General features: G+C 59.7%; 29 protein-coding genes. 15 read left to right on the forward strand and 14 right to left on the reverse strand.

The window, feature by feature from the left end; genetic code table 11:
• Positions 1–24 precede the first annotated feature (24 nt).
• From P5706_RS14455 to P5706_RS14480, 6 genes are all read left to right on the forward strand, one after another.
• Positions 25–381: a hypothetical protein gene (locus P5706_RS14455; protein ID WP_163009543.1), complete on the forward strand. Its 357-nt coding sequence runs from the start codon at positions 25–27 to the stop codon at positions 379–381.
• A 327-nt stretch (positions 382–708) separates the two neighbouring features.
• Positions 709–996, forward strand: coding sequence for a hypothetical protein (locus tag P5706_RS14460; RefSeq protein ID WP_285679647.1), 288 nt, complete (start codon positions 709–711; stop codon positions 994–996).
• Between the two features lie 129 nt (positions 997–1,125).
• Positions 1,126–1,629, forward strand: a complete 504-nt coding sequence (locus P5706_RS14465; protein WP_285679648.1) for a pentapeptide repeat-containing protein — start codon at positions 1,126–1,128, stop codon at positions 1,627–1,629.
• A gap of 363 nt (positions 1,630–1,992) precedes the next feature.
• Complete coding sequence (locus P5706_RS14470; protein ID WP_026013838.1) at positions 1,993–2,385, forward strand: DUF2846 domain-containing protein; 393 nt, start codon at positions 1,993–1,995, stop codon at positions 2,383–2,385.
• A 75-nt stretch (positions 2,386–2,460) separates the two neighbouring features.
• Entirely contained in the window at positions 2,461–2,943 is a 483-nt protein-coding gene (locus tag P5706_RS14475) for an RDD family protein (RefSeq protein WP_056860210.1), read from the forward strand.
• Positions 2,944–3,108: 165 nt separating this feature from the next.
• Positions 3,109–3,684, forward strand: a complete 576-nt coding sequence (locus P5706_RS14480; RefSeq protein WP_056860209.1) for a hypothetical protein — start codon at positions 3,109–3,111, stop codon at positions 3,682–3,684.
• A 733-nt stretch (positions 3,685–4,417) separates the two neighbouring features.
• Here the strand turns inward: P5706_RS14480 and P5706_RS14490 are convergent.
• The 3 genes from P5706_RS14490 to P5706_RS14500 all read right to left on the reverse strand — a co-directional run bounded on the left by P5706_RS14490 (position 4,418) and on the right by P5706_RS14500 (position 7,046).
• Positions 4,418–5,329: a crotonase/enoyl-CoA hydratase family protein gene (locus tag P5706_RS14490; protein ID WP_285679649.1), complete on the reverse strand. Its 912-nt coding sequence runs from the start codon at positions 5,327–5,329 to the stop codon at positions 4,418–4,420.
• A 290-nt stretch (positions 5,330–5,619) separates the two neighbouring features.
• Positions 5,620–6,507, reverse strand: a complete 888-nt coding sequence (gene yghX / locus P5706_RS14495) for a YghX family hydrolase (RefSeq protein ID WP_285679650.1) — start codon at positions 6,505–6,507, stop codon at positions 5,620–5,622.
• A gap of 44 nt (positions 6,508–6,551) precedes the next feature.
• Positions 6,552–7,046: a PaaI family thioesterase gene (locus tag P5706_RS14500; RefSeq protein ID WP_285679651.1), complete on the reverse strand. Its 495-nt coding sequence runs from the start codon at positions 7,044–7,046 to the stop codon at positions 6,552–6,554.
• Between the two features lie 124 nt (positions 7,047–7,170).
• Here P5706_RS14500 and P5706_RS14505 point away from each other — a divergent pair, with 124 nt between their 5' ends.
• Positions 7,171–7,740, forward strand: a complete 570-nt coding sequence (locus tag P5706_RS14505) for a YceI family protein (protein WP_285679652.1) — start codon at positions 7,171–7,173, stop codon at positions 7,738–7,740.
• Here the strand turns inward: P5706_RS14505 and P5706_RS14510 are convergent.
• Positions 7,737–8,627, reverse strand: coding sequence for a DMT family transporter (locus tag P5706_RS14510; RefSeq protein ID WP_285679653.1), 891 nt, complete (start codon positions 8,625–8,627; stop codon positions 7,737–7,739). The genes P5706_RS14505 and P5706_RS14510 overlap by 4 nt on opposite strands.
• 88 nt (positions 8,628–8,715) lie before the next feature.
• Here P5706_RS14510 and P5706_RS14515 point away from each other — a divergent pair, with 88 nt between their 5' ends.
• Entirely contained in the window at positions 8,716–10,041 is a 1,326-nt protein-coding gene (locus P5706_RS14515; RefSeq protein ID WP_285679655.1) for an aminotransferase-like domain-containing protein, read from the forward strand.
• Between the two features lie 16 nt (positions 10,042–10,057).
• On the opposite strand, the gene P5706_RS14520 is transcribed toward P5706_RS14515, so the two are convergent.
• Entirely contained in the window at positions 10,058–10,489 is a 432-nt protein-coding gene (locus P5706_RS14520; protein WP_056860201.1) for a nuclear transport factor 2 family protein, read from the reverse strand.
• A 258-nt stretch (positions 10,490–10,747) separates the two neighbouring features.
• On the opposite strand from P5706_RS14520, the gene P5706_RS14525 reads away from it, so the two are divergent.
• From P5706_RS14525 to P5706_RS14535, 3 genes are read left to right on the forward strand one after another with little or no spacing between them, the layout of a single operon-like run.
• The gene (locus P5706_RS14525; protein ID WP_200433214.1) at positions 10,748–10,966 is read left to right on the forward strand and encodes a DUF6434 domain-containing protein; all 219 of its coding nucleotides are present in this window, start codon (positions 10,748–10,750) and stop codon (positions 10,964–10,966) included.
• Complete coding sequence (locus P5706_RS14530) at positions 10,963–11,433, forward strand: RidA family protein (RefSeq protein WP_200433213.1); 471 nt, start codon at positions 10,963–10,965, stop codon at positions 11,431–11,433. Before P5706_RS14525 ends, P5706_RS14530 begins: the two co-directional genes overlap by 4 nt.
• A 7-nt stretch (positions 11,434–11,440) precedes the next feature.
• A complete protein-coding gene (locus tag P5706_RS14535) occupies positions 11,441–12,178 on the forward strand; it encodes a CPBP family intramembrane glutamic endopeptidase (RefSeq protein ID WP_285679656.1) in 738 nt (245 codons plus the stop codon).
• Positions 12,179–12,496: 318 nt separating this feature from the next.
• On the opposite strand, the gene P5706_RS14540 is transcribed toward P5706_RS14535, so the two are convergent.
• Both P5706_RS14540 and P5706_RS14545 read right to left on the reverse strand, forming a co-directional pair.
• Positions 12,497–14,197 carry an amidase gene (locus P5706_RS14540; RefSeq protein ID WP_285679657.1) on the reverse strand — a complete coding sequence of 567 codons (1,701 nt, stop codon included), beginning with the start codon at positions 14,195–14,197 and terminating at the stop codon, positions 12,497–12,499.
• A 55-nt stretch (positions 14,198–14,252) separates the two neighbouring features.
• Positions 14,253–15,035, reverse strand: a complete 783-nt coding sequence (locus tag P5706_RS14545; protein ID WP_285679658.1) for a helix-turn-helix domain-containing protein — start codon at positions 15,033–15,035, stop codon at positions 14,253–14,255.
• 83 nt (positions 15,036–15,118) lie between these two features.
• Between P5706_RS14545 and P5706_RS14550 the strand changes: the two genes are divergently transcribed.
• A complete protein-coding gene (locus P5706_RS14550; protein ID WP_285682733.1) occupies positions 15,119–15,424 on the forward strand; it encodes a DUF2834 domain-containing protein in 306 nt (101 codons plus the stop codon).
• Positions 15,425–15,651: 227 nt separating this feature from the next.
• Here P5706_RS14550 and P5706_RS14555 read toward each other — a convergent pair whose 3' ends face one another.
• Genes P5706_RS14555 through P5706_RS14565 form a run of 3 tightly spaced genes read right to left on the reverse strand, consistent with a single transcriptional unit; the run spans position 15,652 to position 18,587 of the window.
• Complete coding sequence (locus tag P5706_RS14555; protein WP_285679659.1) at positions 15,652–16,575, reverse strand: sugar ABC transporter substrate-binding protein; 924 nt, start codon at positions 16,573–16,575, stop codon at positions 15,652–15,654.
• Positions 16,576–16,617: 42 nt separating this feature from the next.
• Entirely contained in the window at positions 16,618–17,742 is a 1,125-nt protein-coding gene (locus P5706_RS14560; RefSeq protein ID WP_285679660.1) for a phytanoyl-CoA dioxygenase family protein, read from the reverse strand.
• Positions 17,742–18,587 (reverse strand): SDR family oxidoreductase, encoded by an 846-nt coding sequence (locus tag P5706_RS14565; protein ID WP_285679661.1) that lies wholly within the window; start codon positions 18,585–18,587, stop codon positions 17,742–17,744. Before P5706_RS14565 ends, P5706_RS14560 begins: the two co-directional genes overlap by 1 nt.
• Positions 18,588–18,710: 123 nt before the next feature.
• On the opposite strand from P5706_RS14565, the gene P5706_RS14570 reads away from it, so the two are divergent.
• Together P5706_RS14570 and iolG are read left to right on the forward strand one after the other, a co-directional pair.
• Positions 18,711–19,736 carry a LacI family DNA-binding transcriptional regulator gene (locus tag P5706_RS14570; RefSeq protein WP_138815255.1) on the forward strand — a complete coding sequence of 342 codons (1,026 nt, stop codon included), beginning with the start codon at positions 18,711–18,713 and terminating at the stop codon, positions 19,734–19,736.
• 33 nt (positions 19,737–19,769) lie between these two features.
• The gene (iolG, locus tag P5706_RS14575) at positions 19,770–20,774 is read left to right on the forward strand and encodes an inositol 2-dehydrogenase (protein ID WP_285679662.1); all 1,005 of its coding nucleotides are present in this window, start codon (positions 19,770–19,772) and stop codon (positions 20,772–20,774) included.
• Here iolG and P5706_RS14580 read toward each other — a convergent pair.
• Positions 20,771–21,931 (reverse strand): GGDEF domain-containing protein, encoded by a 1,161-nt coding sequence (locus P5706_RS14580; RefSeq protein WP_285679663.1) that lies wholly within the window; start codon positions 21,929–21,931, stop codon positions 20,771–20,773. The genes iolG and P5706_RS14580 overlap by 4 nt on opposite strands.
• A gap of 110 nt (positions 21,932–22,041) precedes the next feature.
• Positions 22,042–23,253, reverse strand: coding sequence for an MFS transporter (locus P5706_RS14585; protein WP_017138958.1), 1,212 nt, complete (start codon positions 23,251–23,253; stop codon positions 22,042–22,044).
• A gap of 97 nt (positions 23,254–23,350) precedes the next feature.
• On the opposite strand from P5706_RS14585, the gene P5706_RS14590 reads away from it, so the two are divergent.
• Positions 23,351–24,172 (forward strand): AraC family transcriptional regulator, encoded by an 822-nt coding sequence (locus tag P5706_RS14590; RefSeq protein ID WP_200433203.1) that lies wholly within the window; start codon positions 23,351–23,353, stop codon positions 24,170–24,172.
• Here P5706_RS14590 and P5706_RS14595 read toward each other — a convergent pair.
• On the reverse strand, positions 24,165–25,352 hold the full coding sequence (locus P5706_RS14595) for an MFS transporter (protein ID WP_285679664.1): 1,188 nt from the start codon (positions 25,350–25,352) through the stop codon (positions 24,165–24,167). The genes P5706_RS14590 and P5706_RS14595 overlap by 8 nt on opposite strands.
• Positions 25,352–26,374 (reverse strand): alpha/beta hydrolase, encoded by a 1,023-nt coding sequence (locus P5706_RS14600; protein WP_285679665.1) that lies wholly within the window; start codon positions 26,372–26,374, stop codon positions 25,352–25,354. The genes P5706_RS14595 and P5706_RS14600 overlap by 1 nt, the downstream gene beginning before the upstream one ends.
• Positions 26,375–26,390: the final 16 nt, after the last annotated feature.

Below are 26,390 nucleotides of genomic sequence, written 5' to 3' on the forward strand. Positions count from 1 at the left end.
TGTTGTTCCTCGGAGTGCACTTAAGTGAAATTAAATATCGACTTCCCTGAAAACATGATCACGGATGAATTACTCAGGCAGGAACGAATACCCTGCTTTTGCAAGGTTTCAAAAGAATTTGAGATTTCGTTTTCGGATACTGTTCCTGAGTCATCGGGGGTGGTATCAGAATGGGATCGTAGAGAGCTGGAGTTAAGAGCCGTCGCAGGGGCGGGCGGTCGATATACGCATTTTGCTAATGGTTTGATTACATTGCAGAAGATTAATGAAGGCATTTACAAGATCCTTGATCTTGAGATGTTTTATAGAAGTTACGGCTGGTGCGCTGTCTTACGTGGTGGGGAGTATGCGCCTCCCGGAAATTTTTGGGATGAAGAGTAAAGACTTTCTGATGAATGCTAGGCTAGGGATTCAATTGCATGAACGGATTCTCCTAGTCGAATTTCGAATCCAATCATTGATATGGCTTAACTGACATTGGAAAAGGGGACGGATTTATTTCTCACCCATCTGCTAGGCTGTGATTTTCTAAAGAAAAATGGGGTCAGACCCTGAGGGGAGAAATGAGGAGAAATGGGGTCAGACCTTTATTCTTATGGCGGAGCATTAAACGTGATCTGACCCCTATTTTTCACTTAATAAGAAGGGCGGCGAGCATCTCCCAGCGATCAAGAACATTGAAATTCTAGATAAGAAGTGGGAGGTATTATGGGTAGCTCCTGGTTTGATGAAAACGTAAAACCACTTTTGACGGGGTTTTCTCTAGAGTACTCAGCATTTGCTGATGGAGATTTTGGTGACCTTAAAAGGATAGAGCTGGAAGGTTTTAACAAGTTAGGAGCTGTCGAATTTTGGTCTAAAGGTTGGGTGGGTATGGATATATATGACTTAGCTCTTGATGATCAGGTTATGAATATGTTGCTCTCTCCAGAAGATGGGGAATCTGTTTTTCAGGCATTTGATAGGTTTATAAAAATATTGATGCAGGATAGGTGATGGTGCAAAAGGAGTGTCGGAAAAATTGGGTCAGACCGCTATTCTTTTGGCGGAGCACTAAACGTGGTCTAATCCCTGTTTTTCTGTTTTTCTGTTTTTTGAAATTTCACCTTTGGACTGGGATAGCAGATGATTACAGTAAAGTTCGAGACAGGTGAATGCCTAGAGCTTCCTATTGAAACCTTTGTTGGTGCGGATCTTAAAGGTATTAGTTTTCATCGTGCGATATTTGAAGGCTTAGATTTTTGTAAGGCCGACTTTACAGGTTGTGATCTGAGGAATTCTGTATTTTATTTTTCTGTATTGAATGATGCGAGAATGATAAATGTTTCGCTGATTAGTGCGATATTAGTCGGATCCAAAATGAGAGGTGTTGACCTTTCTGGGTCTTTACTTATGTATTCTGATTTTTCTAAGGTCGACTTTAACTTGGCAAGCTTAAAAGGTGCCACCGTAGTTGGGGGGGACTTTCGAGACGTTGAGTTTTCAGGTGCGGACGTCACTGTTGTCGGGCTGGATCAGTGTAATCTGGAGGGGGCTTCGTACGATGATCAAACTATATGGCCGGAGAATTTCAATCCCGAAGAACATGGTTTAATAAATAAGAGGCGAAATGGGGACAGATTTATTTAAGCAACAAAGGGTCTCGGAAAACTAAATAGAAGAAGCGGGTTGCTTTTGCACTCTCTTGTCAGGTCGCCAAACCTGATCGCCATATGGGCGACGGGCCGGACTACAAGCCCCGCGCCTAAACCCCCGCAAGGCATCAAAGTGCTGGTCCACGCACAACGCTTCACGTATTCGTCCCCGCGGCCGATACCCTGGCGATGATTAAACGCATCAAAGAACCCGCGCCAGCCAATCGCCGGCGCTCTCAACCCGCTCTACCGTCACACCACAAGGAAGAAGTACATGATCAAGCTGTTCTGCAAAGCTGCTGTTGTATTGTCCCTGGCCACGCTGTTTGGCTGCTCCTCGACGCCGTCAGTGGAGAAGATGCAGGCTGACGTGGCGAACTACTCGTTGCCCAAGGCCGCCGTCGCCGATAAAGGCCTGGTGTATGTCGTGCGCCCAAGCAACGTGGGGATGATGGTGCGGTTCAACGTGTTCCTGGATGACAAGGAAGCCGACTCGGAGATGGGTTACAACCGTGGTAACCAGTACATTTATTTCTTCGTGTCGCCGGGCCAGCACGTGATCAGTTCCAAAGCTGAAAACTGGGCTGACATGCCGATCAACGTCAAGGCCGGTGAGGTGGTTTACCTCAAGCAGGAAGTCGAAATGGGCTTCGCCGTGGCGCGCAACAGCCTCAAAGTGCTGAGCGATGTGGAAGGCCGTTATCTGGTCAAGGACGCGTCGTTGGGTACCATTGCAAAAGAAAGCAAGTGAGTTAAAAAACGCTTGAGGCGGCCGGGCGTTGAGCTTGGCCGTTGTTGCTGTTTACATAAGCCGGAGTGACACCGTATGGACGCAATTACCCCCGCTAAACGGCCGACCATTTTGGCCAGCATCGGCCGTCGCCTGCTGGCCCGAATCATCGACTCTGGCATCGCGGTGCTGATCTTTTTCATCGTCAAGTTCGGCGCCGAGGTGCTGTCTGCGTTCGTCCCCGCCGTGACGGTCAAGGGCGGGTTCCTTGTGGCGTTTTTCGCAGGTTTTGCCTACCTCTTGCTCGCAGACGCGCTGCCCAATGGCCAGAGCCTGGGCAAACGCTTGCTGAGCATCGCGGTCGTCGACCGTAAAACCCGTAAGGGCTGCCGCATTTCTCAGTCATTCACCCGCAACGCCGGGGTGCTGGTGATCATCGATTGGGTTTGGATTTTTCTTGAGTCCAGAACCCGCCTCGGCGATATGTTCGCCAAGACCATCGTGATTCAAACCGGCAACTTGACCAAGGTACGCAGTCTTGCCGACATCTACGACGACGGGAAGCCCGGCACTGCTTGAGGGTAGTAGCTCTGGTTCCAACGTGTTGGTTAAAAGGCTCTGGGGCGAAAAGGGGACAGATTTATTTAAGTAACAAAGAACTCAGAAAATTAAATAAATCCGTCCAATTTTTCAAAAAATGGGGCCGAACCATTAATTTTCCCTCTCACCTTCAAGGACTGAAAAATGACTGAAAATTTATTCGCGACGCCTACGGCCAATCTTGAAGTTACCCCGCAGACTACGCCAGAGTTTTATGTCGTTTCTGAGCGAAAGCTGTTTATTTTGTCTGTCTTGAGTTGGGGCCTTTATATGTATATCTGGTCCTACAAACATTGGAGCAACTACAAGAAAGCCACCCAGGACGATATTTGGCCTTGGGCACGCGGGCTGCTGTGTATTTTTTTCGTTCATAAGCTGTACCGGCGCGCCGACCATCAGATTCGCATCACTGGCCGCTCGTATATTTTTGATTATGAGCAGTGGGCGACGATGCTAGTGGTGATCACGGTGGTGGCACATATCGTAGACAGAATGTCTGACCATATTGAAAACATGGCAGCACTTGCCGCCTGGCTTTTTATCGCGATCCCGCTGCGGGCTTACCTGATGCAAAAGGGCCAGGCGATGCTCAACTTTGCGGCGGGTGATGCTGAGGGTGCGACTAACTCCCGTTTTAACTTCGGGAACTACCTGATCATGGCGCCAGGCATAGCGCTGTGGGGAGTGATGCTTTATATCACGCTACGTTCGTACTTTTGAAGTGGAGGAAATGGGGGCAAATCCTAACAACGTCCTGATTCTTCCTTATAAAAATCAATAAGTTGTAATTGTTTAAAAAACCTTCCTGAGTCGGCAAGTTGGCTCGGGAAGGAATGTGCTCAGTTCGGCTTGCCTGCGAAGGCGGTGTATCAGTCATTAATCCGGCACTGACACACCGCCTTCGCAGGCAAGCCAGCTCCCACAGTTTGTTTGTAGTGTGTCAGCAGGTTTTGGGTTGCAGGCACTCCAGTGCACGTTCGGCCTGGGTTTGGGCCATGTCGATCAGGTGTTCGGTGGCACTGGCCATGTGGCGTTGATCGCCTGTCAGGCCTTGGGTGGTGTCGGCTGCGGTGGCGGCTGCGGTCGCAGAGTTGGGCGAGGGCGTCTTCGAAGCTGAGGTCGTGATGCACTGTTAAGGACTGCGGTGAGGCGGGTTGCAGGTAGTGGCTCAGGGCGCGTTCAAATATTTCGCGGCTGGGGGTGAGGCGTGTTGAATTGCTCATGCATAAGCTCCTGATAAGGGGCCTACTTGTTTCAGGTTTCCACACCTGTTCGCTGATAGGCAGCGACAGCGCACAGGCTAGCCAGTGGCATGAGCAGGCGCAAGGCCAAAGGGCTGCTTAGGAAGCTTCCTGCACGTTAAAGGGATATGGATTGCTGGCCTTTGACACTGCATGTCGATCAGCCAGCACCCCCACTCCAGATCGCGGCATCGGGCCTTCCCGAGCCAGGTCTAATTTCCTTGATAAACAGCCGGTCGCCCTTCAGCTTCTGCCTTGCGCCCCTCCTGGAAGTCCTTGGATTTGTACAGCGTCGAGCGTTGCACATCCAATTGGGACAGCGCGTCGGCTTGCGCGGGGTCGATCACGCGGTGCGCGGAGCCCAGCGTGGCTTTGATTCCCAAGGGGCCGTTGGCGGCGATCTTGTTGGCCAGTTCGATGGCTTTGTCGAGGGCGGGCTGTGGGTCGGCGATCGCTTGGACGGTGCCCATGCGGTAGGCCTCTTGGGCTGACCAATGATCGCCGGTGAGCATGTAGCGCATGGCGTTGCCCCAGCCGGCTTCGCGCACGAAGCGCACTGTGGAGCCACCGCCTGGGTAGCGGCCGTGGGTATTTTCGTCCTGGCCGAAGTTGGTGTTGTTTGCCGCGACGCGCAGGTCGGCGACCAGGAACAGTTCATGCGCCATGTTCCAGGTGTCGCCGTGTACCGCGACGATCAGTGGTTTGGTGAGGCCGGGCATTTTTTTGCCGAGCGGGTCGATCTGCCCGTCGCCGAGGGTTACGCCGCCGGCGCTGGCGACGGCCTTGAAGCCCTCAACGTCAAGGCCCTGGGAGAAGTTGTCGCCGTGCCCGAACAATACGGCGGCGCGCAGTGACGGGTCATGGTCGTAGTCGTAGTAGGCCTTGGCGAGGGCCAGATAGGCTTCTGGATCGAGTCGGTTCTGGATGTCGGGACGGTTGATGCCAATCAGTACGATCTGGCCGCGGCGCTCGACGGTAATCTTGTGGGAGGGGGTTGTTGAGATATCGAGCATTTTGACTGTGTTAGTCGGTGGTTCGGTTTTGTCGGCAGATTGTGCAAGGACAGACCCCGTGAGCAGAGAAAGGGCTGAAAACATGACGATCTTGTGGAAAAGTCTTTGCATCGGTACTTCCTTCTCTGGCCTGGGCTGTGCGGATGGTTTTCCGTGCCAGGAAGGTTAGAGGGCGCAGTGAGGCAGCTGTAGGCGGTGGGCGGGACTAACATTTATTCCGGGGTGGAATAGTGGTTGGGTTGCTTTGGGGGTGTCAGGCAAAGTATTGGGTGCTGATAGACCGCCATCGCAGGCAAGCCAGCTCCCACAGTAGATAGGGGGTGCCTGACATCCCCAATCCAACTGTGGGAGCTGGCTTGCCTGCGATTGGGCCGGGCCTGCTTCCACAGTTTGAATCGGGGCTAGGCCAGGTATTTGCGAAACCAGCCCAACGTGCGCTCCCAGGCCAGATTCGCCGCCGCCTCGTCATATCTCGGCGTCGAATCATTATGAAAACCATGATTGGCACCCTCATAAATAAACGCCTCATAGGTCGTGCCCGCCGCCTTCAACGCCTGCTCATACGCCGGCCAACCCTCGTTGATTCGCGTGTCCAGCTCGCCGTAATGCAGCATGATCGGTGCCTTGATGCGGGGCACGTCCTTGGCGTCGGGCTGCCTGCCGTAGAACGACACCGCCGCGCCCAGTTCGGGATATGCCACCGCCGCCGCATTGGTCACGCCGCCGCCGTAGCAGAAGCCTGTGATCCCGACTTTGCCGGTGCTGCTGTCGTGGTGCATCAGCCATTCGATGGCGGCGAAGAAGTCGTTCATGAGTTTGGTGGGGTCGACTTTTTGTTGCAGTTCCACGCCTTTTTCATCGTTGCCGGGGTAGCCGCCCACAGAGGTTAGGCCGTCGGGTGCCAGGGCGATGAAGCCGGCTTTGGCCAGGCGTCGGGCGACGTCTTCGATGTAGGGGTTCAAGCCTCGGTTTTCGTGCACCACCACCACGGCGGGCAGTTTGCCGCTGGCCTTGGCCGGACGTACGAGGTAGCCGCGCACGGTGCCGTTGCCTTTGGGCGAGGGGTAGGTGATGTAGTCGGCGACGATGTCCGGGTCGGTGAATTTGACCTGTTCGGCCAGCGCGTAGTTGGGGCTCAGGGCTGCCAGCAGGGCCGAAGCGGTGAGGCCGCCGAAGGTGAACAGCGCGGCGCGGTCGAGAAATTCGCGGCGGTTGAGCTTGCCGTGGGCGTAGCCGTCATAGAGTTCCAGCAGTTCGGGGGCAAAGTCTTTCGCGGTGAGACGAGTCATCGGAGCAGTCCTCGATTAGCGGTGGTCATCACTGTAGACCAGGATCAACTGTCGCGACCATGGGCGGCGGCGGCCAGTTGCCCGGTGTCGACGCGCACGAACACCGAGTCGCCGAGGGCGGTGAGCACGTCACCGGCGTACACCTCGCAGACCACGCGGCTTTTACGCCCCACGTCGCCTTCAACCCGCGCGCGCAGGGTCAGCGTCACGCCCATGGGCGTGGGCTTGATGAATTTGATCCCCAGGTTACCGGTCACGCAGTCGATGCGCGGCAGGCTGTCGGGCTCGCGCTGTTCGTTGCGGTAGTGGTAGGCCATGGCCGTCCAGTTGGAGTGGCAGTCGACCAGCATGGCGATCAGGCCGCCGTAGACCAAGTCCGGCCAGCCGCTGTACCGGGCTTCGGGCAGGTGCTCGGCGATGACGTGGACACCATCGACGTCCCAACGGCTTTTGATGTGCAGGCCATGGGGGTTACTGCCGCCGCAGCCGTAGCAGATACCTTCGGGCGCGGTGATGTCCTGCAGGGAAGGGGTGTGCATGCAAAGTCCTTATTGTTTGTTTTGGCGACTACTCTGTTTAGCAGGGCACGCTGCGAAAGGGAATAAAACCATGGCATGGCGTGTTAGCTCAGCACATCTGTTCATTTGTCTTGCGGAGTGTTGCATGAAGCGTCGAATGCCCCTGTTTGTAAGCCTGGCGGTCCTCCTTGGTGTGTTTCTCGGCAGCGCGCAGGCCGTGGAATACAAAGACGTCAACCGCACCGCCAGCCAGATCAGTTTTACCTTCCAGCAATTCGGGCAGCGGATGTATGGCACCTTCAGCGACTTTGAAGGCACCCTGACCTTTGACACGCAAAAGCCCGAGACGGCCCATGCGTTGCTCAAGATCCAACTGGCGAGCATTGACGCCGGCAGCCAGGACGCCAATACCCAATTGCAGCAACCGGCGTGGTTCGACACCGCGGCTTATCCTGTGGGCGTGTATGAGTCCAACGGCGCCACGGCGCTGGGCGATAACCGCTACAAAATCACCGGCAACCTGACGATCAAGGGCATCACGCGGCCGGTGGATATTGATGTGGTGCTCAAGGAGCAAAGTGGCATCGGCGTGTTTGACGGCGCGTTCATCCTCAAGCGCGGCGACTTCAAGATTGGTGAAGGTGAGTGGGCGGGCAACAGCGTGGTCTCTGACGATATCAACATCAAATTCAAGATGGTCGCGCCGCAACGCTAGCGGGCGAACTGCTTGGCCCCGGCCACACAGCCGATCACCGCAACCGTCACCAGCAGCATGCCCAGGCTGACCTGCTCATGCAGCAGGCCCGCCGCCAGCGCCAGGCCGAAAAACGGTTGCAGCAACTGCAACTGGCCGACCGCAGCGATGCCACCCTGGGCCAGGCCGCGATACCAGAACACAAAGCCGATCAGCATGCTGAACAGCGACACATAGCCCAGGCTCAGCCACGCCGGCAGACTGATGCCCGTGAGGGTTGCCGGCGCCAGCATCACACTCAACGGCGCCACCACCGGCAGGGCTACCACCAGCGCCCAGCAGATCACTTGCCAGCCGCCCAGGCTGCGCGACAACGTGGCGCCTTCGGCATACCCCAGGCCGCACACCAACACGGCAAGCAGCATCAGCACGTCACCGGCCGGCGCAGCACTCAAGCCTTGGGCAACCGCGTAGCCCATCACCAGCAGGCTGCCGAGAATCGAAAACACCCAGAACACCGGGCGCGGCCGCTCGCCGCCTCGCAGTACACCAAACACGGCGGTGGCCAGCGGTAGCAGGCCAATGAAGACGATGGAATGCGCCGAGGTCATGTATTGCAGCGCCAAAGCCGTGAGCAGTGGAAAGCCGATCACCACGCCCAGGGCGACGATCACCAGCGGCCCCCATTGGTGGCGTGCGGGACGTTTTTCCCTGAACAACCACAACAACAGTAAGCCGAGCACGGCGGCAATGGCGGCGCGGATCATGGTCAGAAACACCGGGTTGAACTCCATCACCGCCAGGCGCGTGGCCGGCAAGGAGCCGCTGAAGATGACCACGCCGATGAAGCCGTTGATCCAGCCGTGGGCGCTGGCGTCTGCTGCGGTGAGACTTGAGGTGCGTTCCATGGCTAGGACTCGAAATAGGTGGTTGCGTAAAGGCCATCCTAGGGACCAGGATTGAGACAATCAAAAAATTGTCATGGATACATCGCCTATGCCGCGCGCACGCTATAAGTCGCTGGTCGACACCTTTGCCCAGGACATCCGCAGCGGCGCACTGGCGCCCGGTACACGTCTGCCCACTCACCGGCAATTAGCGGCTGAGCATGGTTTGGCGCTGGTTACCGCGAGCCGGGTGTACACCGAGCTTGAAGCCATGGGCCTGGTCAGCGGCGAAACCGGGCGCGGCACCTTTGTGCGGGAAATCGCTTTGCCGCCGGGGCAGGGCAGTGGGCAGATGAATGTGGCCACCGGCATGCTCGACCTGAACTTCAATTACCCCTCGCTGCCCGGTCAGGCAGACCTGCTGCGCACCGCTCTGCGCCAATTGGCACTGTCGGGCGACCTGGAAGCGCTGCTGCGTTACCAGCCGCATGCCGGTCGCTTGCACGAGCGGGCCGCTGTGGCGCGGCATCTGTTGAGCCGAGGCCTGGCGGTTGAGGCGGAGCAGGTGCTGATGGTCAGTGGCGCCCAGCATGGCCTGGCGGTAACGATGATGGCGTTGCTCAAGCCTGGGGATGTGATTGCCGTGGATGCGCTGACCTATTCAGGCTTCAAGGTGCTGGCAGAAACCCTGCACCTGGAAATCGTCGCCATTCCGGTCACCGCCAGCGGTCCGGATCTGGCGTTCCTGCACGCGCTGTGCCGCAAGCGCCCGGTGCGTGCGGTGTACAGCATTCCAACCCTGCATAACCCGTTGGGGTGGGTGATGAGCCTTGCGCAACGCGAGCAACTGATTGCCATCGCGCGTGAGCACCATCTGATGCTGATTGAGGACGCGGCCTACGCGTTCCTGGCCGAGGAGGCGCCGCCGCCGCTGGCGACGTTGGCGCCTGAATGCACGGTGTACGTGGGCGGGTTATCCAAAAGTGTCGCCACGGGTTTGCGCGTCGGGTTTATCGCCGCGCCGCCGGCCTGGGTAAAAAAGCTGGAGCGCACGATCATGGCCACCACCTGGAACGTGCCAGGGGTGATGAGCGCGATTGCGGTGGCTTGGATCGAGGACGGTACCGTCGCGCAACTTGAAGCACAAAAGCGCCAGGATGCACGGGCGCGCCAAGCCTTGGCTGCACAGGTGCTCAAGGGCGTGCCTTACATCAGCCATCCGTGTTCGTATTTTTTGTGGTTGCCGCTGGGGGACGAGGCGCGGGCCGATCAGGTGGCCATGGCCTTGCAACGCGAGCAGATTTCCGTGTCCACCGCCGAGCCGTTTGCGGTCTCTGTCACGGTGCCGCACGCGCTGCGCCTGGCGCTGGGCTCGGTGAGCATGGCCGCGTTGGGCGCGGCGCTGGTGAAGGTCAGGGAGGCGGTGCGGTGGTGAGCCGCACCGCTTGGCATCAATATTTGTAAGCCTGACGCCCGATCAGCAGCCAGTGGCCTTTTTGTTTCTGCCAGACCTGGAAGTTGTCGATATCGGTCGGCACTTCGACGCCGCTGTTCACGGCCAGGGCGTGAAAGTGGTTACGCACCAGCGCGGTGTCGCCGTCCAGGGTGATGGTCTGGTTTTGCATTTCAAGGGTTTTGAACGCGCTGGTGTGGGTTTCCAGGTCAGCGATAAATTGCGCTTTGTTCTGCACCTTGCCGCTGGAGTGGCCATAGGTGAGTTTGTCGGAAGTCAGGGCGTGCAGCGCCTTGAGGTCCAGGTGCAGCATGGCTTGGGTCAGTTGGTCGACCGCTTGGGCCACATCCTTTTCGGCCGGGGCAGGCGCAGCTGCGACGTAGCCGGTGAACAGGCACAGAAAACCGATCAGCACTTTGACGTTTGGCATGGGTGTTTCCTTATTGTTGTTGGGGGTGAACACGACAGCTGTAGTCGTCGTACAACCATGCAATATTTTTGAGGAGGAAGGAAAGTGAAATTTTGAAATATCTTGAAAAGGTTAGGCTTGATGACGTTATTAAGAATTACAGTTCTTGTACGACGTCCCAACACATCAAATAAGTGCGGGCGGCACGCCTTGTCGCTTCCAGCCCAACAAGCCGGTCGCTATGCTACTGCGCAAATAACAAGCCGCCCGAGAGACAACATGGATTTTGACTGGCACAGCGACGCCATCACCCGCGCCACTCCCGTGACCCCACACTACAAAAATACCCAGAACGTTCGCCGTTTCATGCTTGAACACTGCGGCCCGAGGTTCAAGTTCGATCGGCCGTTCATGGCCTGGATCCGCAACGACACGCCCAAAACCTTGGGTGATGTGGTGGATGAGTGGCAACGCCGCAACGAGGACACACGCCCATGACACGCGATGAAAAATACCAGGCTGCCCAAGAGCGCATGGGTTACTTGCTGGAGGAGTTCAAAGTCGGCGGCAACTACACGCCGTTGGTACGCGACGGCAACCATCTGTATATCAGCGGCCAGATTCCGCGTGTCGGCGACACCCTTATGCTGCCGGGCAAGGTCGGTGAAAGCCTGACCCTGGCCCAGGCACAAATCGCCGCCGGTATCAGCGCGTTGCGTTGCCTGGGGTTGCTCAAGCAGGCGTTGGGTTCGCTGGACCAGGTCAAGACCATCGCGCGTATCACCGTGTATGTGCGCAGCGCAGAAGACTTTGATCAGCAGAGTGAAGTGGCCAACGGTGCGTCGGACCTGTTCCACGAAATCCTCGGCGCCGCCGGTGTGCATACACGTACGTCGGTGGGCGTGATGCAGTTACCTAAATCGGCGGCGGTCGAGATCGACATGATTGCTGTCGCACACGGTTGAGTGACCGATGATTACCCAAGGGCTTGAGGTACTGATCGACTACGGCGTGCACTTGACGCCGGGTCTGTTGCTGTTTGGCGCGTGGTTCGCGTTGACGCCAAGGGCGCAGGTGGCGATGCGCATCCTGATCCTGCTGGCGGCGTTTGTGCTGATGCGTGATGCGATGACGCCGCTGGGCATGTGGGCGGTGAGCCGCGATGCGCAGATCGCATTCAGTGGCAATGCCTTCGTGCTTGCGGCGCTGGGCGGGCTGTCGGTTTTGCTGATCATGCTGCTCTCACGCCTGGCACCGGAGTTGTGGCGGTTGATGCGTTGGACCATTGGCAACCCGTTGGTTGGCATGGTGGTGGCGCTTGTAGTCGGCTGTTTGATCGGCGTGCCGCTACGGGTTTACCAAGGCATAGAGGCGTCCGAGTTCCACGGCTATTGGGTGTGGCTGCCGGGCATGGTGGTATTGGCCTATGGCGCCAATGCGTTGGAGGAAGTGCTGTTTCGTGGTTTTTTGCAGGGTTACCTGGAGCAACAGCTCTCACCCCTGCGCGCCGCATTGATCAGCGGCGTGGCCTTTGCAGCCTGCCATGCGTTCCTGGCTTTAAGCGTTACTCAACTGGGCTGGCCGGTGTTGCTGTTCACCCTGCTTGAAGGGTTGGCCTGTGCGTTAGTGCGCATGCGTTACGGCGTACTGCCCGCAGCTCTGGCCCACGGCACCGCCATCCTGCTGATCGCCGTGCCCTACATGGCCTGATCTGAAACACAACCAACACTGTGGGAGCGGGCTTGCCTGCGATAGCGTCGGGTCAGTCAGCATAGTTGTCACTGGAAAGCCGCCATCGCAGGCAAGCCAGCTCCCACAGGTTGACCGCATTCAGACCGTTGTGGCTCTGCCTGGCTTGACTTGAAATACAGTCAAAATGTGGGAGCGGGCTTGCTCGCGAAGAGGGTGTATCAGTCACCTGATGCATGGCTTGATGTGCAACACAACCAAAACTGTGGGAGCTGGCTTGCCTGCGATAGCGTCGGGTCAGTTGGCATAGTTGTCACTGGAAACCAGCCCCCACAATGTTTACAACGGCGGTGTGCGCGGCGGGATCAGGCGTTTGCTGCCGGTGGCCTCATACGCGCTGGCAAAGCTCAGCAGTGCCGAATCATCGTACGCGCGGCCGGCAAAGGTCAGGCCAACGGGCATGCCGATGTCGGCCATCACGCCCATCGGCACGGTGACGGTGGGCACGCCGAGGTGGCGGATGGCGAGGTTGCCGTTGGCGACCCACACGCCATTGCTCCAGGCGATTTCGGCACTGGCTTCATTTACGTCGGCATCCGCCGGGCCTACATCGGCTACGGTGGGGAACAGCACCGCATCCAGCCCAAGCGTGTCCATCCAGTCTTCCAGGTCGATGCGCCGGGTTTGCTCCAGGCCGCGCAAGCCGTCCGGCACTGTGCTGATCGCGTTCCACGGCGTGATGCCGCGCTCGGCCATGCGCACGTATTCGTCCATGCCGGCGGCCAGGTCATCCTCACGGTTGGGCAGGGTGCCTGGGTCGTGCGGGAAAATCTTCAGCCCGTCGACATCCGCCAGGCGGTTGAGTGCCGGGTCGTTGTTGGCGCGCAGGAAGTCATCGAAGGCCCAGGCTGACAGTTCCCACAATTCGTCGTGCAGGAATTCCTTGGAAACCAAGCCACGGGTAAACACGGTCGGCGCGCCAGGGCGATCGCCTTCGCAGTTGGACACCAGCGGGAAATCCACCTCGATCACTTCAGCACCGGCTGCTTGCAGCGCCTGGCGTGCGCCTGCCCACAGGTCGATCACACTGGCGCGGGTGTTGATCTTCTGCCCGGTCGGCCCGCCTATGCCGGGCTTTTCGCTGGTGCCCGCCTCGGGGTCGGCATTGATGTACATGCGCGGCACGCCGAAACGTTTACCGGCAAGGGCTTCACTGCTCACCGCCAGGTCGGCGTAGGAAGCGGGGCGCACCGACGCCACGCTCGGGATCGGCACCCAGGGTTGCAGGCGCCACAGGTCGCCACGGGTGTCGGGGTCTTCAGCGACCACCACATCCAGCACTTCCAGCAGGTCGGCCATGGTGCGTGCATAGGGCACCACCACGTCCATGGTCGGCGTGAGCGGCCAGTTGCCGCGCACCGAAATCACCCCACGGGACGGCGTGTAGGCGCACAAACCGTTGTTGGACGCCGGGCCGCGCCCGCTCGACCAGGTTTCTTCAGCCACACCAAAGGCGGCGAAGCTGGCCGCCGTGGCGGTACCCGCGCCGTTGGACGAACCGGAGGCAAACGGTGCAGTCAGGTAGTCGGCGTTGTAAGGGCTTTCGGCGCGGCCATACACACCCCGCTGCATCCCGCCATTGGCCATCGGCGGCATATTGGTCTTGCCCAGGCAGATGGCGCCGCCCGCGCGCAGGCGTTCGATGGTGAAGGCGTCGCGTTGCGCAATCAGCTTGGCAAAGGCCGGGCTGCCGGATGCGGCCGTCAGGCCCTTGACCAGGTAGCTGTCCTTGGCGGTATAGGGAATGCCGTCCAATGGCCCCAACGTTTCACCCCTGGCCCGGCGCGCATCGGACGCCGCGGCTTCTTTAAGGGCTTCGGGGTTGCGCACCACCACGGCGTTCAACGCGGTGGCGGTCTGCGGGCCGTCATAGGCATCGATCCGCGCCAGGTAGGCGTTTACCAGTTCAACGGCAGTGGTCTGGCCGGTTTCAAGCGCCGCGCGCAGTTGGGCAATGGAGACTTCGGTAACTTGCATCACGTTTTTTTCGCCGCCTTCAAGTGGGAGGTATGGCGGCAGTCTACGGACAGATATTTCACAAAACCAGCGCGACATGCTCCGCATAGGCGCCGCGCATGACTTGCCACGTCGGCTCGTCAGCCGGAACCAAATGCTCGATACGCAGCGAGGTGAGGGTGATGTCCTGGGGCATGCCGAATGTGGTGAAGGTCGACAGAAAGCTCAGCTCGCCCTGGGATGAGCGGATGCGCGTCAGCACCAACGGCGGCATGTGCTCGGGCGGTTCGGTGTGGGTGGGCGTCGGCAGATTCGCCAATAAAACCGCCAATTCAGGATTGCCCAGCGCCTCACGGCTGGCGCGTTGCCAAGCAAGCGTGCGGATCTCTTCGGCGTTGATCAGGTGGTCGCCCAAGCCGCCGGTTTGCAACAGCGTGGTCAGCAGGTTCAGCCCATCTGCTGCATCCGGTTCAAGCCCCAACAATTGAAACAGAACGCCGGTACTGGCATTCGCCGCCAGCACTTGCCACTGGCTGTCCAGCAGAATCGCCGGGGCCGGGTTGTTGGCGTGCAACACATGGCTGACGGCTTCGCGAATCGCGGCCATGGCCGGTGAGGCGAGCGGGGTGGCGGTGTAGCGTGGCGCGTAACCGGCGGCGAGGAACACGCGATTGCACTGCTCAAGCGGCACATCCAGTGCGGTCAATAGGTTGTGCAGCGTGCCCGGGCTCGGCTTGGCGCGGCCGGTTTCGATGTAACTGAGGTGGCGTTGCGAAACCCCGGTGATCAAGGCCAGGTCCAGTTGGCTGAGCTTGGCGAGGCGACGCAGTTGGCGCAGTTGGTCGCCGGCAGTACTTTCCATGGCGGGTTCATAACCTGTGAGGTCATTGCGAGGGTCAAGACCTTATCACTATCGTGAGCTTCATTCACTTCAAGGACGAGACCATGCACAGACCCTTTATTGCCCTGGTCGGGTTAGTTGGATTTTCACTCTATACGCTGGCGACGATGCTCACGGCGGAGCAATCGCTGCTGGCCTTCGGGCGGCAATTGATGTCACGGCCGGACACCGCGCAGGTGGTGATTGACCTGTACTTGATGGCGGTGCTGGCATGTGTGTGGATGTATCGGGATGCGCGTGGGCGCGGGCGGTCGGTAGTGTCTGTGCTGCCGTATTTCTTGCTGACGGCAGTGTTTGTTTCGGTGGGGCCGCTGCTTTATATCGTTGTCAATGGGCTGCGCGATGAATGACCTGTTGGTTATCTACGCCGGCTGCGTGTTCCCTTGGCTGAGCGAGCTTATTGTGGCAAGCGGGCTTGCCCCGCGTTGGGGCGCGAAGCGGCCCTGAAACCCTACGCCGCGTACTGACTGGAGAGCGCGGTGGCTCCATTGGGGCCGCTTCGCAGCCCAACGCGGGGCAAGCCCGCTCGCCACAGTAAGCCCGCTCGCCACACAAACAACCTGCCATAGGCAATGGCTTAAGGGTTCAGAAACGCCTGGTAATTGTCTTTGGTGATCTGCTGATAAGGAATGGTCAGCTCAGCCACATAGGGTTCCTTCTTGACCATTTTCACCGCCAGATCAATCGAGCCCACGGCCTGGCCTTTGTTGTCCTGATACACCGTCACCAGCAACTGGCCCTTCTTCACTGCGTCCAACCCCGCTGCGCCGCCATCGCTGCCGGCCACCAGGATATCCTTGCCCGGTTGCATGCCCGCCTGGCTGATCGCCATGGCGGCGCCAATCGCCATTTCATCGGCATTCGCCGCCACGGCATCGATTTTGCGCCCGGACACAATCCAGTTGTTCATCAGGTCAATCGCCTTGCCGCGCTGCCATTCGGCGCTTTGCTCCTCGACAATCTTGATATCCGAGTAGTCCTTGAGCACGGTCTTCACGCCCAGCGTGCGGTTGTGCGTGGCGTTGTTGGACAGCAGCCCGAGCATGATCGCAAGGTTGCCTTTGCCACCCATTTTCTCTGCCAGATAGCGCATCTGAATTTCCCCGGCCTTGATCTCATCCGAGCCGACATAGCCCACACCCGGCGGCACCTCCTTGAATTCTGGACGGCGGTTGACGTACACCAGCGGGATCTTGGCCTGCTGCGCGTTGACGGTCATTTTCTGCGTGGCTGCGGTGTCCACCGCATTGACGATAATCGCGTCCATGCCCTGGGCGGTGAAGTTCTGCACCTGATTGAGCTGGCGCACCACATCGCCCTGAGCGTCTTCAAATTGCAAAGTCACGCCGGGCAGCTCCTTGGCGTGGGCGGCCATGTAGTCACGCATCTGTGCGAGGAACACATCGTCGACCTGGGCGATGCTCACGCCGATACGAATATCCGCCCAGGCCCAGGGAGTAACAGCGAGGGTCAGCAGTGCTGCGAGAAGTTGCTTCTTCATGGTGGTGCTCCGTTCTTTTTGTTGTTGTAAAAGCAGTGTGATTCACGCCTGGCGCTTGGCCCGCAGCTGCGCCACGGCAGCGGCGAAGTGCGCAGAGGGCCAGCGTTCGTTAAGGGCTTGTTGCATGAGTTGTTGCCCGGTTTGTGGGGCCAGCCCGTGCAAGGGCGGGTCGGTGTCGAGGTTGGTGGGGAAGGCGTAACCGTCGGCCGTACAAGCGATCACCGCTTCGGCATTCAACGTAGGGTTGGCCAGCAGCACCGGGTACACCGCCAGCATCATGCGGTCGCGGTCGAGGGCTTCCATGGGCTTGCCGAATGCCGAGGAAATTTGCAGCAAGTTGGCCATGCGCCGGTGATGTGTCGTGCGGTTGCTGCCCGCCGCGTGGAACAGCGCCGGGTTGAAGAACAGCAGGTCGCCCTTGTTCAGCGGCAGTTGCACGGCGTGCTGCTGGAAGTAGTCGATAAACTCCGCGCGGCGCCAGGCCAGGTAACCCAGCGGGTATTGCTGGGAGAAGGGCAGCAGTTGGGTCGGCCCGCTTTCCAGCGGCATATCCGAATGGGCTACCGCGCCTTGCAGCGTCAAGTATTGCGACAACAGATGCAGCGGCAGCGGAAAGCGTTCAACCACCTCATTGGTCTGAAAGCCCAGGTGATAGTCACGGTGCGGCTGTTGCGCCTGCCCGCCAGGGTGAACCACGTTCACTTGCGCGGTCATCTGAAAGCCCGGCCCCAGCCACGCTTCGGCGATCAAACCGAGCAGCGGGTTGGCGTAGTACTCGGCAAACGATTCCGGCGACTGCAGCGCGGCTTTCTGCAGTGAATTCCAGATGCGCCCGTTGCTGCCGGCCTTGGCAAAATGGTCGGCGGCCACGCCTTGCGCAGCTTCATGGGCAAAGATCGCCTCGAACACCTGGCTATGGCGGTCGACTACCGCCAGGTCTTCATAGGCCTGGCGCACCACCATCACCCCTGGCCCGTCGCGGAACAGGCGGTGCAGCTCATTCATGACGCGCAGGCGCTCGCTGTTGCGTAAAGTGCCGGCCTGATAGATCGGCACATTGCTCACCACTTCTGCACACAGCGGGTAATCCTCGGCGCTGGTGTATTGGGCGCAAATACGGCTGAAATCCGCCAGGCGCACCGCCGCGCCAGTCACGAACGCCGACATTACACACCTCCCGGCAGGCTCAGCGCCTGGTGCGGTTGTGGGCTGCCACTGTCGGTGCAGCCGACCACGCCTTGCTCCAGGTCGATCACCGCGCCCGTCATCATCCCAGCTTCACGCGAGAGCAAAAACGCCACGCTTTGCGCCACTTCTTCGGGCTTGAGCAGCCGCCCGAACGGCTGCGCGCGCTCGGCCTCGGCCAGCCAGCCATCTTGCGCACCGTGGTATTGGCGCTGAATCTGATCCTCGTGAGGCGTGTCCATCCAGCCGATATTCAGGCCATTGACGCGGATGCGATTACGCAACGCGGTGAATGCCACGTTTTTGGTCAAAATCGCCAGCGCGCCCTTGGACGCCGCATAGGCGCTCAAAAACGACTGCCCGCCATGCCCGGTGATGCTCTGGATATTTACCACTGCGCCTTCCACGCCGGTGCTGATCATCAGCTTGAGCGCTTCCTGCATCAGAAAAAACGGCGCACGTACATTCACCGCAAACAGCCGGTCAAACAGCTCGGGCGAGGTGTCGAGAATAGTGCCGCGATCCGACATGCCGGCGCAGTTCACCAGCCCGTGCAAGGTGCCGAAGTGGGTGCGTGCTGCGTCGATGATCGCGCGGCAATCCTCGACGTTTTCCAGGTCGGCCTCGACAAAAAATGCCTGGCAATCGAGCTGTGCCAGTTGCCGGACCTGCTCTTCGCCCTCGGCGCGGCGGCGCCCGCAGATGATCAGCCCGGCAGCGCCACGCTGCGCCAGGGTATGCGCCACGGCAGCGCCCAAACCCTGGGTGCTGCCGGTGACAACAAAATATTGGCCGTTGAATGCGCTGGCGAGATCGGTGTGAGGCATGCGGTTCTCCTGAAATTGTTGTTGTTTTATCGACCTGGCTCGACGCCGGGCAAAACTGAGACTAGCATTGCAAAACCTCAGTAACGCCCAAAAAAGACCTCAAAAACACCTCAGTCGAACCGCATGCTCGAACGCGCAAAACACTTCTCCATCAAGCAACTCGCGACCCAGGCCGGCGTGAGCAAAGCCACGGTCGACCGCGTGTTGCACCAGCGCGGCAGCGTGCATGCGCAAACCACCCGGCGTATCGAGCAAGCGCTGGATGAGTTGGAGGCCCAGGAAAAAAACGGCCTGGCGGTGGGGCGCACCTTTCACGTCGATGTGATCATGCACACGCCCCAACGCTTCAGCGCGGCGGTGCAGGCGGCGATCACCGCGCAATTGGGCAGCTTGGCGCCGTTTCGCATAGCGCCGCGTTTTCACCTGTTTGAAGAAATCGAACCCCAGGCCATGCACGACCAGTTGCTGCGCTGCCTCGACACCGGCAGCCAGGGCGTGGTGCTGAAAGCGGCGGATGAGCCGGCGGTGAATCAGGCCGTCAAGCAGTTGATCGCGGCGGGCATTCCGGTGGTGACCCTGGTCACTGACCTGCCGCAAAGCGAGCGCATTGGCTATGTGGGCATGGACAACCGCACCGCCGGCCAAACCGCCGCCTACCTGATGTCGCGTTGGCTGCCGGCACAGCCCCAGGACGTAGCGGTGGTGATCGGCAGCGAACTGTTCCGTGGCGAGGAAGAACGCGAGATGGGCTTTCGCGCCTGGCTACGCGGGCGTGCCGCGCACCTGCGGGTGTTGGATATCAGCGGTGGCTACGGCGTATACGACCGCACGTTTGAGCGCGTCACCCAAGCCCTGAAGCAACATCCCGAGCTCAAGGCGGTGTATAGCGTCGGCGGCGGTAACCGCGCGATTGTCGACGCCTTCGCCGCGCTGGAACGCCCGCTGGAGGTGTTTATCGGCCATGACCTGGACGAAGAAAACCGCCAGTTGCTGTTGGAAGAAAAAGTTGCCGCGATCATTGACCACAACCTGCAGATCGATGCCCGCAGCGTGTTTTTGCACATCCTGCAACACCACCGGCTATGGAAAGCCGGGCCGATTGCGCCGTCACAGGTGCAGATCGTTACACCGTTCAACCTGCCGGACTGAAGCTCCCTCAATAACAACGCCAGGAGTTCGACCATGCTACGTATTGCCGTTTTAGGTGCCGGGCGCATCGCCAAAATCCACGCCGCCAACGTCGCCGCTCACCCCAACGCCACGCTGGTGCTGGTGGCCGACCCCTGGCACGAAGGTGTCGACGCGCTCAGCACACAATTGGGCTGCGAAGCGGCCTATGACTGCGCCGCCGTGCTTGCCCGCCAAGACATTGATGCCGTGGTGATCGGCACGCCCACCGACACCCATATCGACCTGCTGCTGGCAGCGGTGGCCGCAGGCAAGGCGGTGCTGTGCGAAAAGCCTATCGACCTGGATATCGCCAAGGCCCGCAGCGCCGCCCAAGCCGTCGAGCGCCTGGGCGGCAAGGTGATGCTTGGTTTCAACCGGCGTTTTGACCCCGACATGCTGCGTCTGCGCCAGGCGCTGGATGCCGGCCAGATCGGCGCCGTGCGCCAGGTGATCATCACCAGCCGCGACCCTGGCCTGGCCCCGCGTGACTACCTGGAACACTCCGGTGGCATCCTGCGCGACATGACCATCCACGACTTCGACACCGCCCGCCACCTGCTCGGCGAGGAACCGGTGGAAGTCAGTGCGTTCGCCAGCCGCCTGGTGGACCCGGGCCTGGCCGACATCGACGACTACGACACTGTGATGGTGTTGCTGCGCACCGCCTCCGGCAAGCAATGCCACATCAACTGCTGCCGCCAGGCGGTGTATGGCTATGACCAGCGCGTGGAAGTGTCCGGCGCCACGGGCGTGTTGCTCACCGACAACCACCGGCCCAGCACATTGCGCCATTGGAGCGCCGATCACACCGAAGCGCTGGAGCCGTTGCAGCACTTTTTCCTGGAGCGTTACGCGGATGCTTATCGCAATGAGCTAACGCAGTTTATTGACGCGCTGAACGCTGGCCGAGAGCTACCGACCAGCGTGCGTGATGGCCTGTATGCCTTGCACTTGGCCGATTGTGCATTGGAGTCGGTGAAGACCGGGCGCAGCGTAGCGGTGCATTACGACCTTTAGCCGAACGTGCCGGTCTGGTCCACCAGACGAATGCTGTCGCGCCCGCCACGCTTGGTTTCGTAGAGCGTGGTGTCGCCTTGTTCGATCAGCGCGGCCAGGCTCGGCGGTGGTTGGTCGAACAGGTTGGCGCCGATGCTCAAGGTCACCGGCGCTGGCGTGATAAAGGTGTCAGCGGCGACTTGCTGGAACTGTTCACGCAAGCGGCTGCCCAGTTCAACAATCTGCTGGGTTGAGGTGTTGTTCAGTAGAATCAAAAACTCGTCCCCGCCCAGGCGCGCAGCCAATGCATCCTGGGGGACGACGCCGCGGATCATCTCGCTGAGGGCGATGAGCAAACGGTCGCCGGCGGTATGGCCGTAGAGGTCGTTGACCCCTTTGAAGTTGTCGATATCGATCAACAGCACGGCGCCTGGCTGGGCCGGCGAAACTCGCGCCAACAGGCGTGGCGCTTGAAGGTCAAGGGCGCGACGGTTGAAGAGTGCTGTGAGCGGGTCGCGGGCCGCCAGCCGTGCGATGTGCTGCTCGCGGCGGTAGCGTTCGGAGCCGGTCATCGACAGCGCGATCAACATGATCGCCATCGCACCTTCCACCAGGGACACCTGGATGATTTCGCCCTTGAAGGCCGCCAGGTCAATCAGTGTGCCGGGGATCAGCACCGACAATGCCTTGGCCACATAAAACGCGCCGTGAATCAGCAGCACATAGCGCAACTGCACCGCGCCGATGCTCAGGGACTTGCCATGGGGACGCAGCAGAAAGCTGGCGCGCAGGGTCGGCACTGCCACCAGCAGCGACTGCACCGCCAGCATGGCTTTGGACCATGGCAGCTCCACCGGCAGCATCAGCATCCCCAGCCATACCACCAGCATCAACAGCCATAGCGGTGAAAGGCGCGCCTGGGTAAAACGCGCCACGCCGAGCAGGAACAAAAAGTGCGCGGTGACCAGCAAGCCGTTGGCGAACCAGATGCCGATCACCAACAGGCCACTGCCGCGTAGCAACGCCAGGGTAGAGCCGACGCTGATGGTCGCGAAACCTGCAGCCCAGAACAGCAGGGAAGGCTCGCGCACGCTGCGCCATTCAATAGCCAGGTACAACGCGGCAGCGGCTGCCAGCGCGATGGTCAGAATCAGAATCGTAGGAGGGTCGAGCGTCATGTCGTGCCGGGCTGCCTGGGTGTGCGCTTAAAAATCCGGATTGTAAGCGCACACGCAGGTTTTTCAGAGCATTCCGGCTAATAGCACACGGCCAGCCGATAATCGGCCGATCAGACGCCTTTGGTCGAGGGCAGCAATATCGTGAGGATGCCCGCCAGTGGCAGGAACGAGCAGATCTTATACACGTACTCAATACCGTGGTTATCAGCGAGCAAGCCCAGCAACGCGGCGCCAATGCCGCTGAAACCGAACATCAGGCCGAAGAAGATACCGGCGATCATGCCCACGTTACCCGGCACCAGTTCCTGGGCGAAGACCACGATGGCCGAGAAGGCCGAGGCTATGATAAAGCCGATCACCACGCTGAGTACGGCGGTCCAGAACAGGTCGACGTAGGGCAGGGCCAGGGTGAAGGGCGCCGCGCCGAGGATCGAGAACCAGATGACTTTCTTGCGCCCGATCTTGTCGCCAATCGGGCCACCGGCGAAGGTGCCCACGGCTACCGCGCCAAGGAACAGGAACAGGTACATCTGCGAACTGGCCACCGACAGCTGGAACTTCTCGATCAGGTAGAAGGTGAAGTAGCTGGTCAGGCTGGTCATGTAGAAGTATTTGGAGAACACCAGCAACGCCAGCACCACCAGGGCAAAGGTCACGCGGCCTTTGGACAAGCCGTGGGTGGCCTTGCCACCTTGCTTGAGCTTGAACAGGTTGAGGTGGTTGCGGTACCAGCGGCTCAGGCCGTACAGCACCAGAATCGCAAACACAGCGAACAGCCCGAACCAGGCGATATGGCTTTGGCCGTAAGGAATGATGATCGCGGCCGCCAGCAAGGGGCCGAAGGCACTGCCGGTGTTGCCGCCGACCTGGAAGGTCGATTGCGCCAGGCCATAACGCCCGCCGGAGGCCAGGCGCGCGACGCGCGAGGTTTCCGGGTGGAAGGTCGACGAGCCGACGCCCACCAGGGCCGCCGCCAACAAGATCGCCGGGAAAGTGCCGACAAACGCCAGCATCAGGATGCCGATCAAGGTACACACCATGCCGGCCGGCAACAGCCAGGGCTTGGGGTGGCGGTCGGTGTGGTAGCCGATCCAGGGTTGCAGCAAGGAGGCGGTCAGTTGGAAGGTCAGGGTGATCAGGCCCACCTGGGTGAAGCTCAGCCCGTAGTTGGCCTTGAGCATCGGGTAGATCGAGGGCAGCACGGCCTGGATCAGGTCATTGATCAGGTGGGCCAGGGCGCAGGCGCCGAGGACGCGCATGACCAAGGGGCTCACTTGGGGTGTAGTGGTTGCAGCGGCGGGTGACGCGGTGACGGTCGTCATGCAGGCATTCCATACAGGGCAGCAAACTGAGGTGGCGAGTACTTGAGCTCGCCACCCATTTCTAATTGTTTCAGCGGTTATGCTAAATTCGGCGCCAATGCCTGTCTCACGAAATTCGGGAGACAACTGTCGCAAAAAGGGCGAAATGATCAAACCACTGAATGAATTTTTGCAGGAAATCGACGCAGGCGACTGGGCTGTGATCAGTTCCGCCACCGATTACCCCGAAAACTGGGTGATCCCCGAGCATAGCCACGAAAAGCACCAATTACTCTACGCCATCGAGGGCGTGATGGTGGTGCACTCGGCGCACAACCAATGGACGGTGCCGTCCAATCGTGGCTTCTGGATGCCTTGCGGGCAAGTCCATTCGCTGCGGTGTGTGGGCCCGCTGAAAATGCGCAGTGTGTTTGTGCGCCCCGAAGCGTTCCCGAACCTGCCGACCGAGACCAAGGCGGTGAGCGTTTCACCGTTGCTGAGTGAGCTGATCAAGGCGTCAGTGAGTTTGAAACCGCCGTATGCCGAGGACTCACGCGATGCGCGGATCATGCACCTGATCCTTGATGAACTGGCGATTCTGCCCGCCTTGCCGCTGTCGCTACCACAACCGGGCGACCCGCGTATCAACCGGATTTGCCTGGCGCTGCAGCAGGATCCTGGGGATGCGTCGACGGTGGAGGATTGGAGTGGGCGGCTTGAGTTGGACCAGAAAACCATCCAGCGTCTGTTTCGTAAGGAAACCGGGCTGACCTTCGGCCAATGGCGCCAGCAGGCGCGCTTGCTGCTGGCGCTGGAGCGCATTGCGGTGGGGCAGAAGATTATCGATGTTGCCATCGAATTGGGTTACGAGAGCCCGAGCGCCTTTACCAGTATGTTCAAAAAGCAGTTTGGCAAGACACCGAGTCAGTTTTTCAGGTAGAGCGGCTGGCCATCAACCCCGGCGCTGAGTGCCACGCAGCCAGGCCTGCCAGCAGCGCGGCAAGCCCCAGCGTGGCTGCGCTGAGTTCAAAGGTCGCCTGATAACCGCTGTGGTCGAACGTCAGGCCACCGACAGTGGCACCGGCAGTGATTGCCAATTGAATGATCGCCACCATCAATCCACCGCCGGCTTCGGCATCGTCCGGCAACACCTGCGCCAGCCAAGTCCACCAACCCACCGGCGCGGCGGTCGCCACGAAGCCCCAGCAGCCAAGCAACACGGCTGTGGTGATCGTCGAGCCGCCGAAGGTCACCAGGGCCACGGCAATCACCGCCATGATCAATGGAATGGCAATCAGCACAGGGTACAGGCGGTTTTTCAGCACACGCTCTATCAGCACAGTACCCGCCAGCCCGGCCAGGCCGAGCACCAACAGCAGCAACGAGAGGGTGGAGGTGCTGACGCGGGTGACGCTTTCCAGAAACGGACGCAGGTAAGTGAACAGCATGAACTGGCCCATGAAAAAGCCGCTGATGGCGAGCATGCCCAGGGCCACAGGTGTCTGTTTGAACAAGCGCAGCACGTTGCCAGTCTTGGCTTGGCCTTGCACCTTGATCGCGGGCAAGCTGAACAGCAGCCATAGGCCCGCCGCTACCGCCACCGGCACGACGCAGAAGAATGCGCCACGCCAACCGATCAGTGCGCCAAGAAAGCTGCCCAAGGGCGCCGCGATCACCGTTGCCAGCGCGTTGCCGCCATTCACTATCGCCAGCGCGCGCGGTACTTGGGCCGTGGGCACCAGGCGCATGGCGGTCGCTGCCGACAGCGACCAGAAGCCGCCAATGGCCACGCCGATCAGCGCGCGACCGAGCATGAACGTCAAGTAATTCGGCGCCAGCGCCACCACGGTTCCAGACAGGATCATCAGGACGGTCAACGCCAACAGCAGACGCTTGCGCTCAACCCGCGCAGCGACGGCGGCGATGACTAGGCTGGTCAGCAGGGCGAACAGACCGGACACCGAGATGCCTTGGCCGGCCTGGCCTTCGGAAATCTGCAGGTCGGTGGCCAACGGCGTCAGCAGGCTTACCGGCATGAACTCGGAGGCCACCAGTGCGAACGCCGCCAGCGACATCGCAAACACCGCAGCCCAGCTATGCATCTGTGGTTTATCAGACATTATTTCAACTGGCCTTTGAAGAAGGTGGCGAGTCTGTCGAAAGGGATCAGATCGACCCGGTCGTAAAGATCGACATGGCCTGCGCCCGGTATGATCACCAGTTCCTTGGGCTCGGCCGCCCGTTGGTAGGCGTCTTCACTGAACTCACGCGAGTGCGCGTCGGCGCCGGCGATCAATAAGAGCGGGCGAGGGGAGAGCGTCTCGATATCGTTGAAGGGGTAGAAGTTCAGGAACTTCACGTTGCTGGTGAGGGTCGGCCGCGTGGTGGTTTGCGGTGAGCCGCCGACGGGTGTGAATTCGCCGCGCGCCGTGCGGTAGAAATCGTAGAACTCGTCCCCCACCGCATCGCCGGTGAGGGCGTGTGGCGTGCCGCCGGTGTAGACGGTCTCGCCGCCCTGGAATTCCACATAGCGCTGGTTGGCGGCCTGGCGCAGCAGTTGCTGACGTTGCGCCAGGGTCACGCTATGTTTGAGGCCATTGCGGTTGGCCGCACCCATGTCGTACATGCTCACGGTAGCGATTGCCTTGAAGCGTGGGTCGATCTTCGCGGCGGCGATGGCGAAGCTGCCACTGCCGCAAATACCGATTACACCGATGCGCTCGCGATCAACCTGCGGGCGGGTACCGAGGAAATCCACGGCGGCGCTGAAGTCCTCGACGTAGAGGTCGGGCAGCACCGCATTGCGTGGTGAGCCTGCGCTGTCGCCCCAGAATGATAAGTCCAGAGACAGGGTGATGAAGCCTTGTTCGGCCATTTTGGTGGCGTAGAGATCTGCGCTCTGCTCTTTGACGGCGCCCATCGGGTGGCCAACCACAAGGGCTGCGTTTTTGGCGCTGGGGGCGAGGTTTTTCGGCATGAACAAATGGCCTGCGACCGGCATGCCGTATTGGTTGTTGAAGGTGACGTTTTGCACCGTCAATTTGTCGCTTTTGTAGAAGTTGTCAGCACCGTTGGACATATCGGCTCCCAATGAAGAAAAAGACGTCAGCAGCACGCTCAGGGCGAGCAAAAGGCTTTTCATGGCGTGATCCCAGAGA

The organism is Pseudomonas sp. ChxA (genome assembly GCF_030263855.1).
GTDB lineage: Bacteria > Pseudomonadota > Gammaproteobacteria > Pseudomonadales > Pseudomonadaceae > Aquipseudomonas > Aquipseudomonas fluorescens_CB.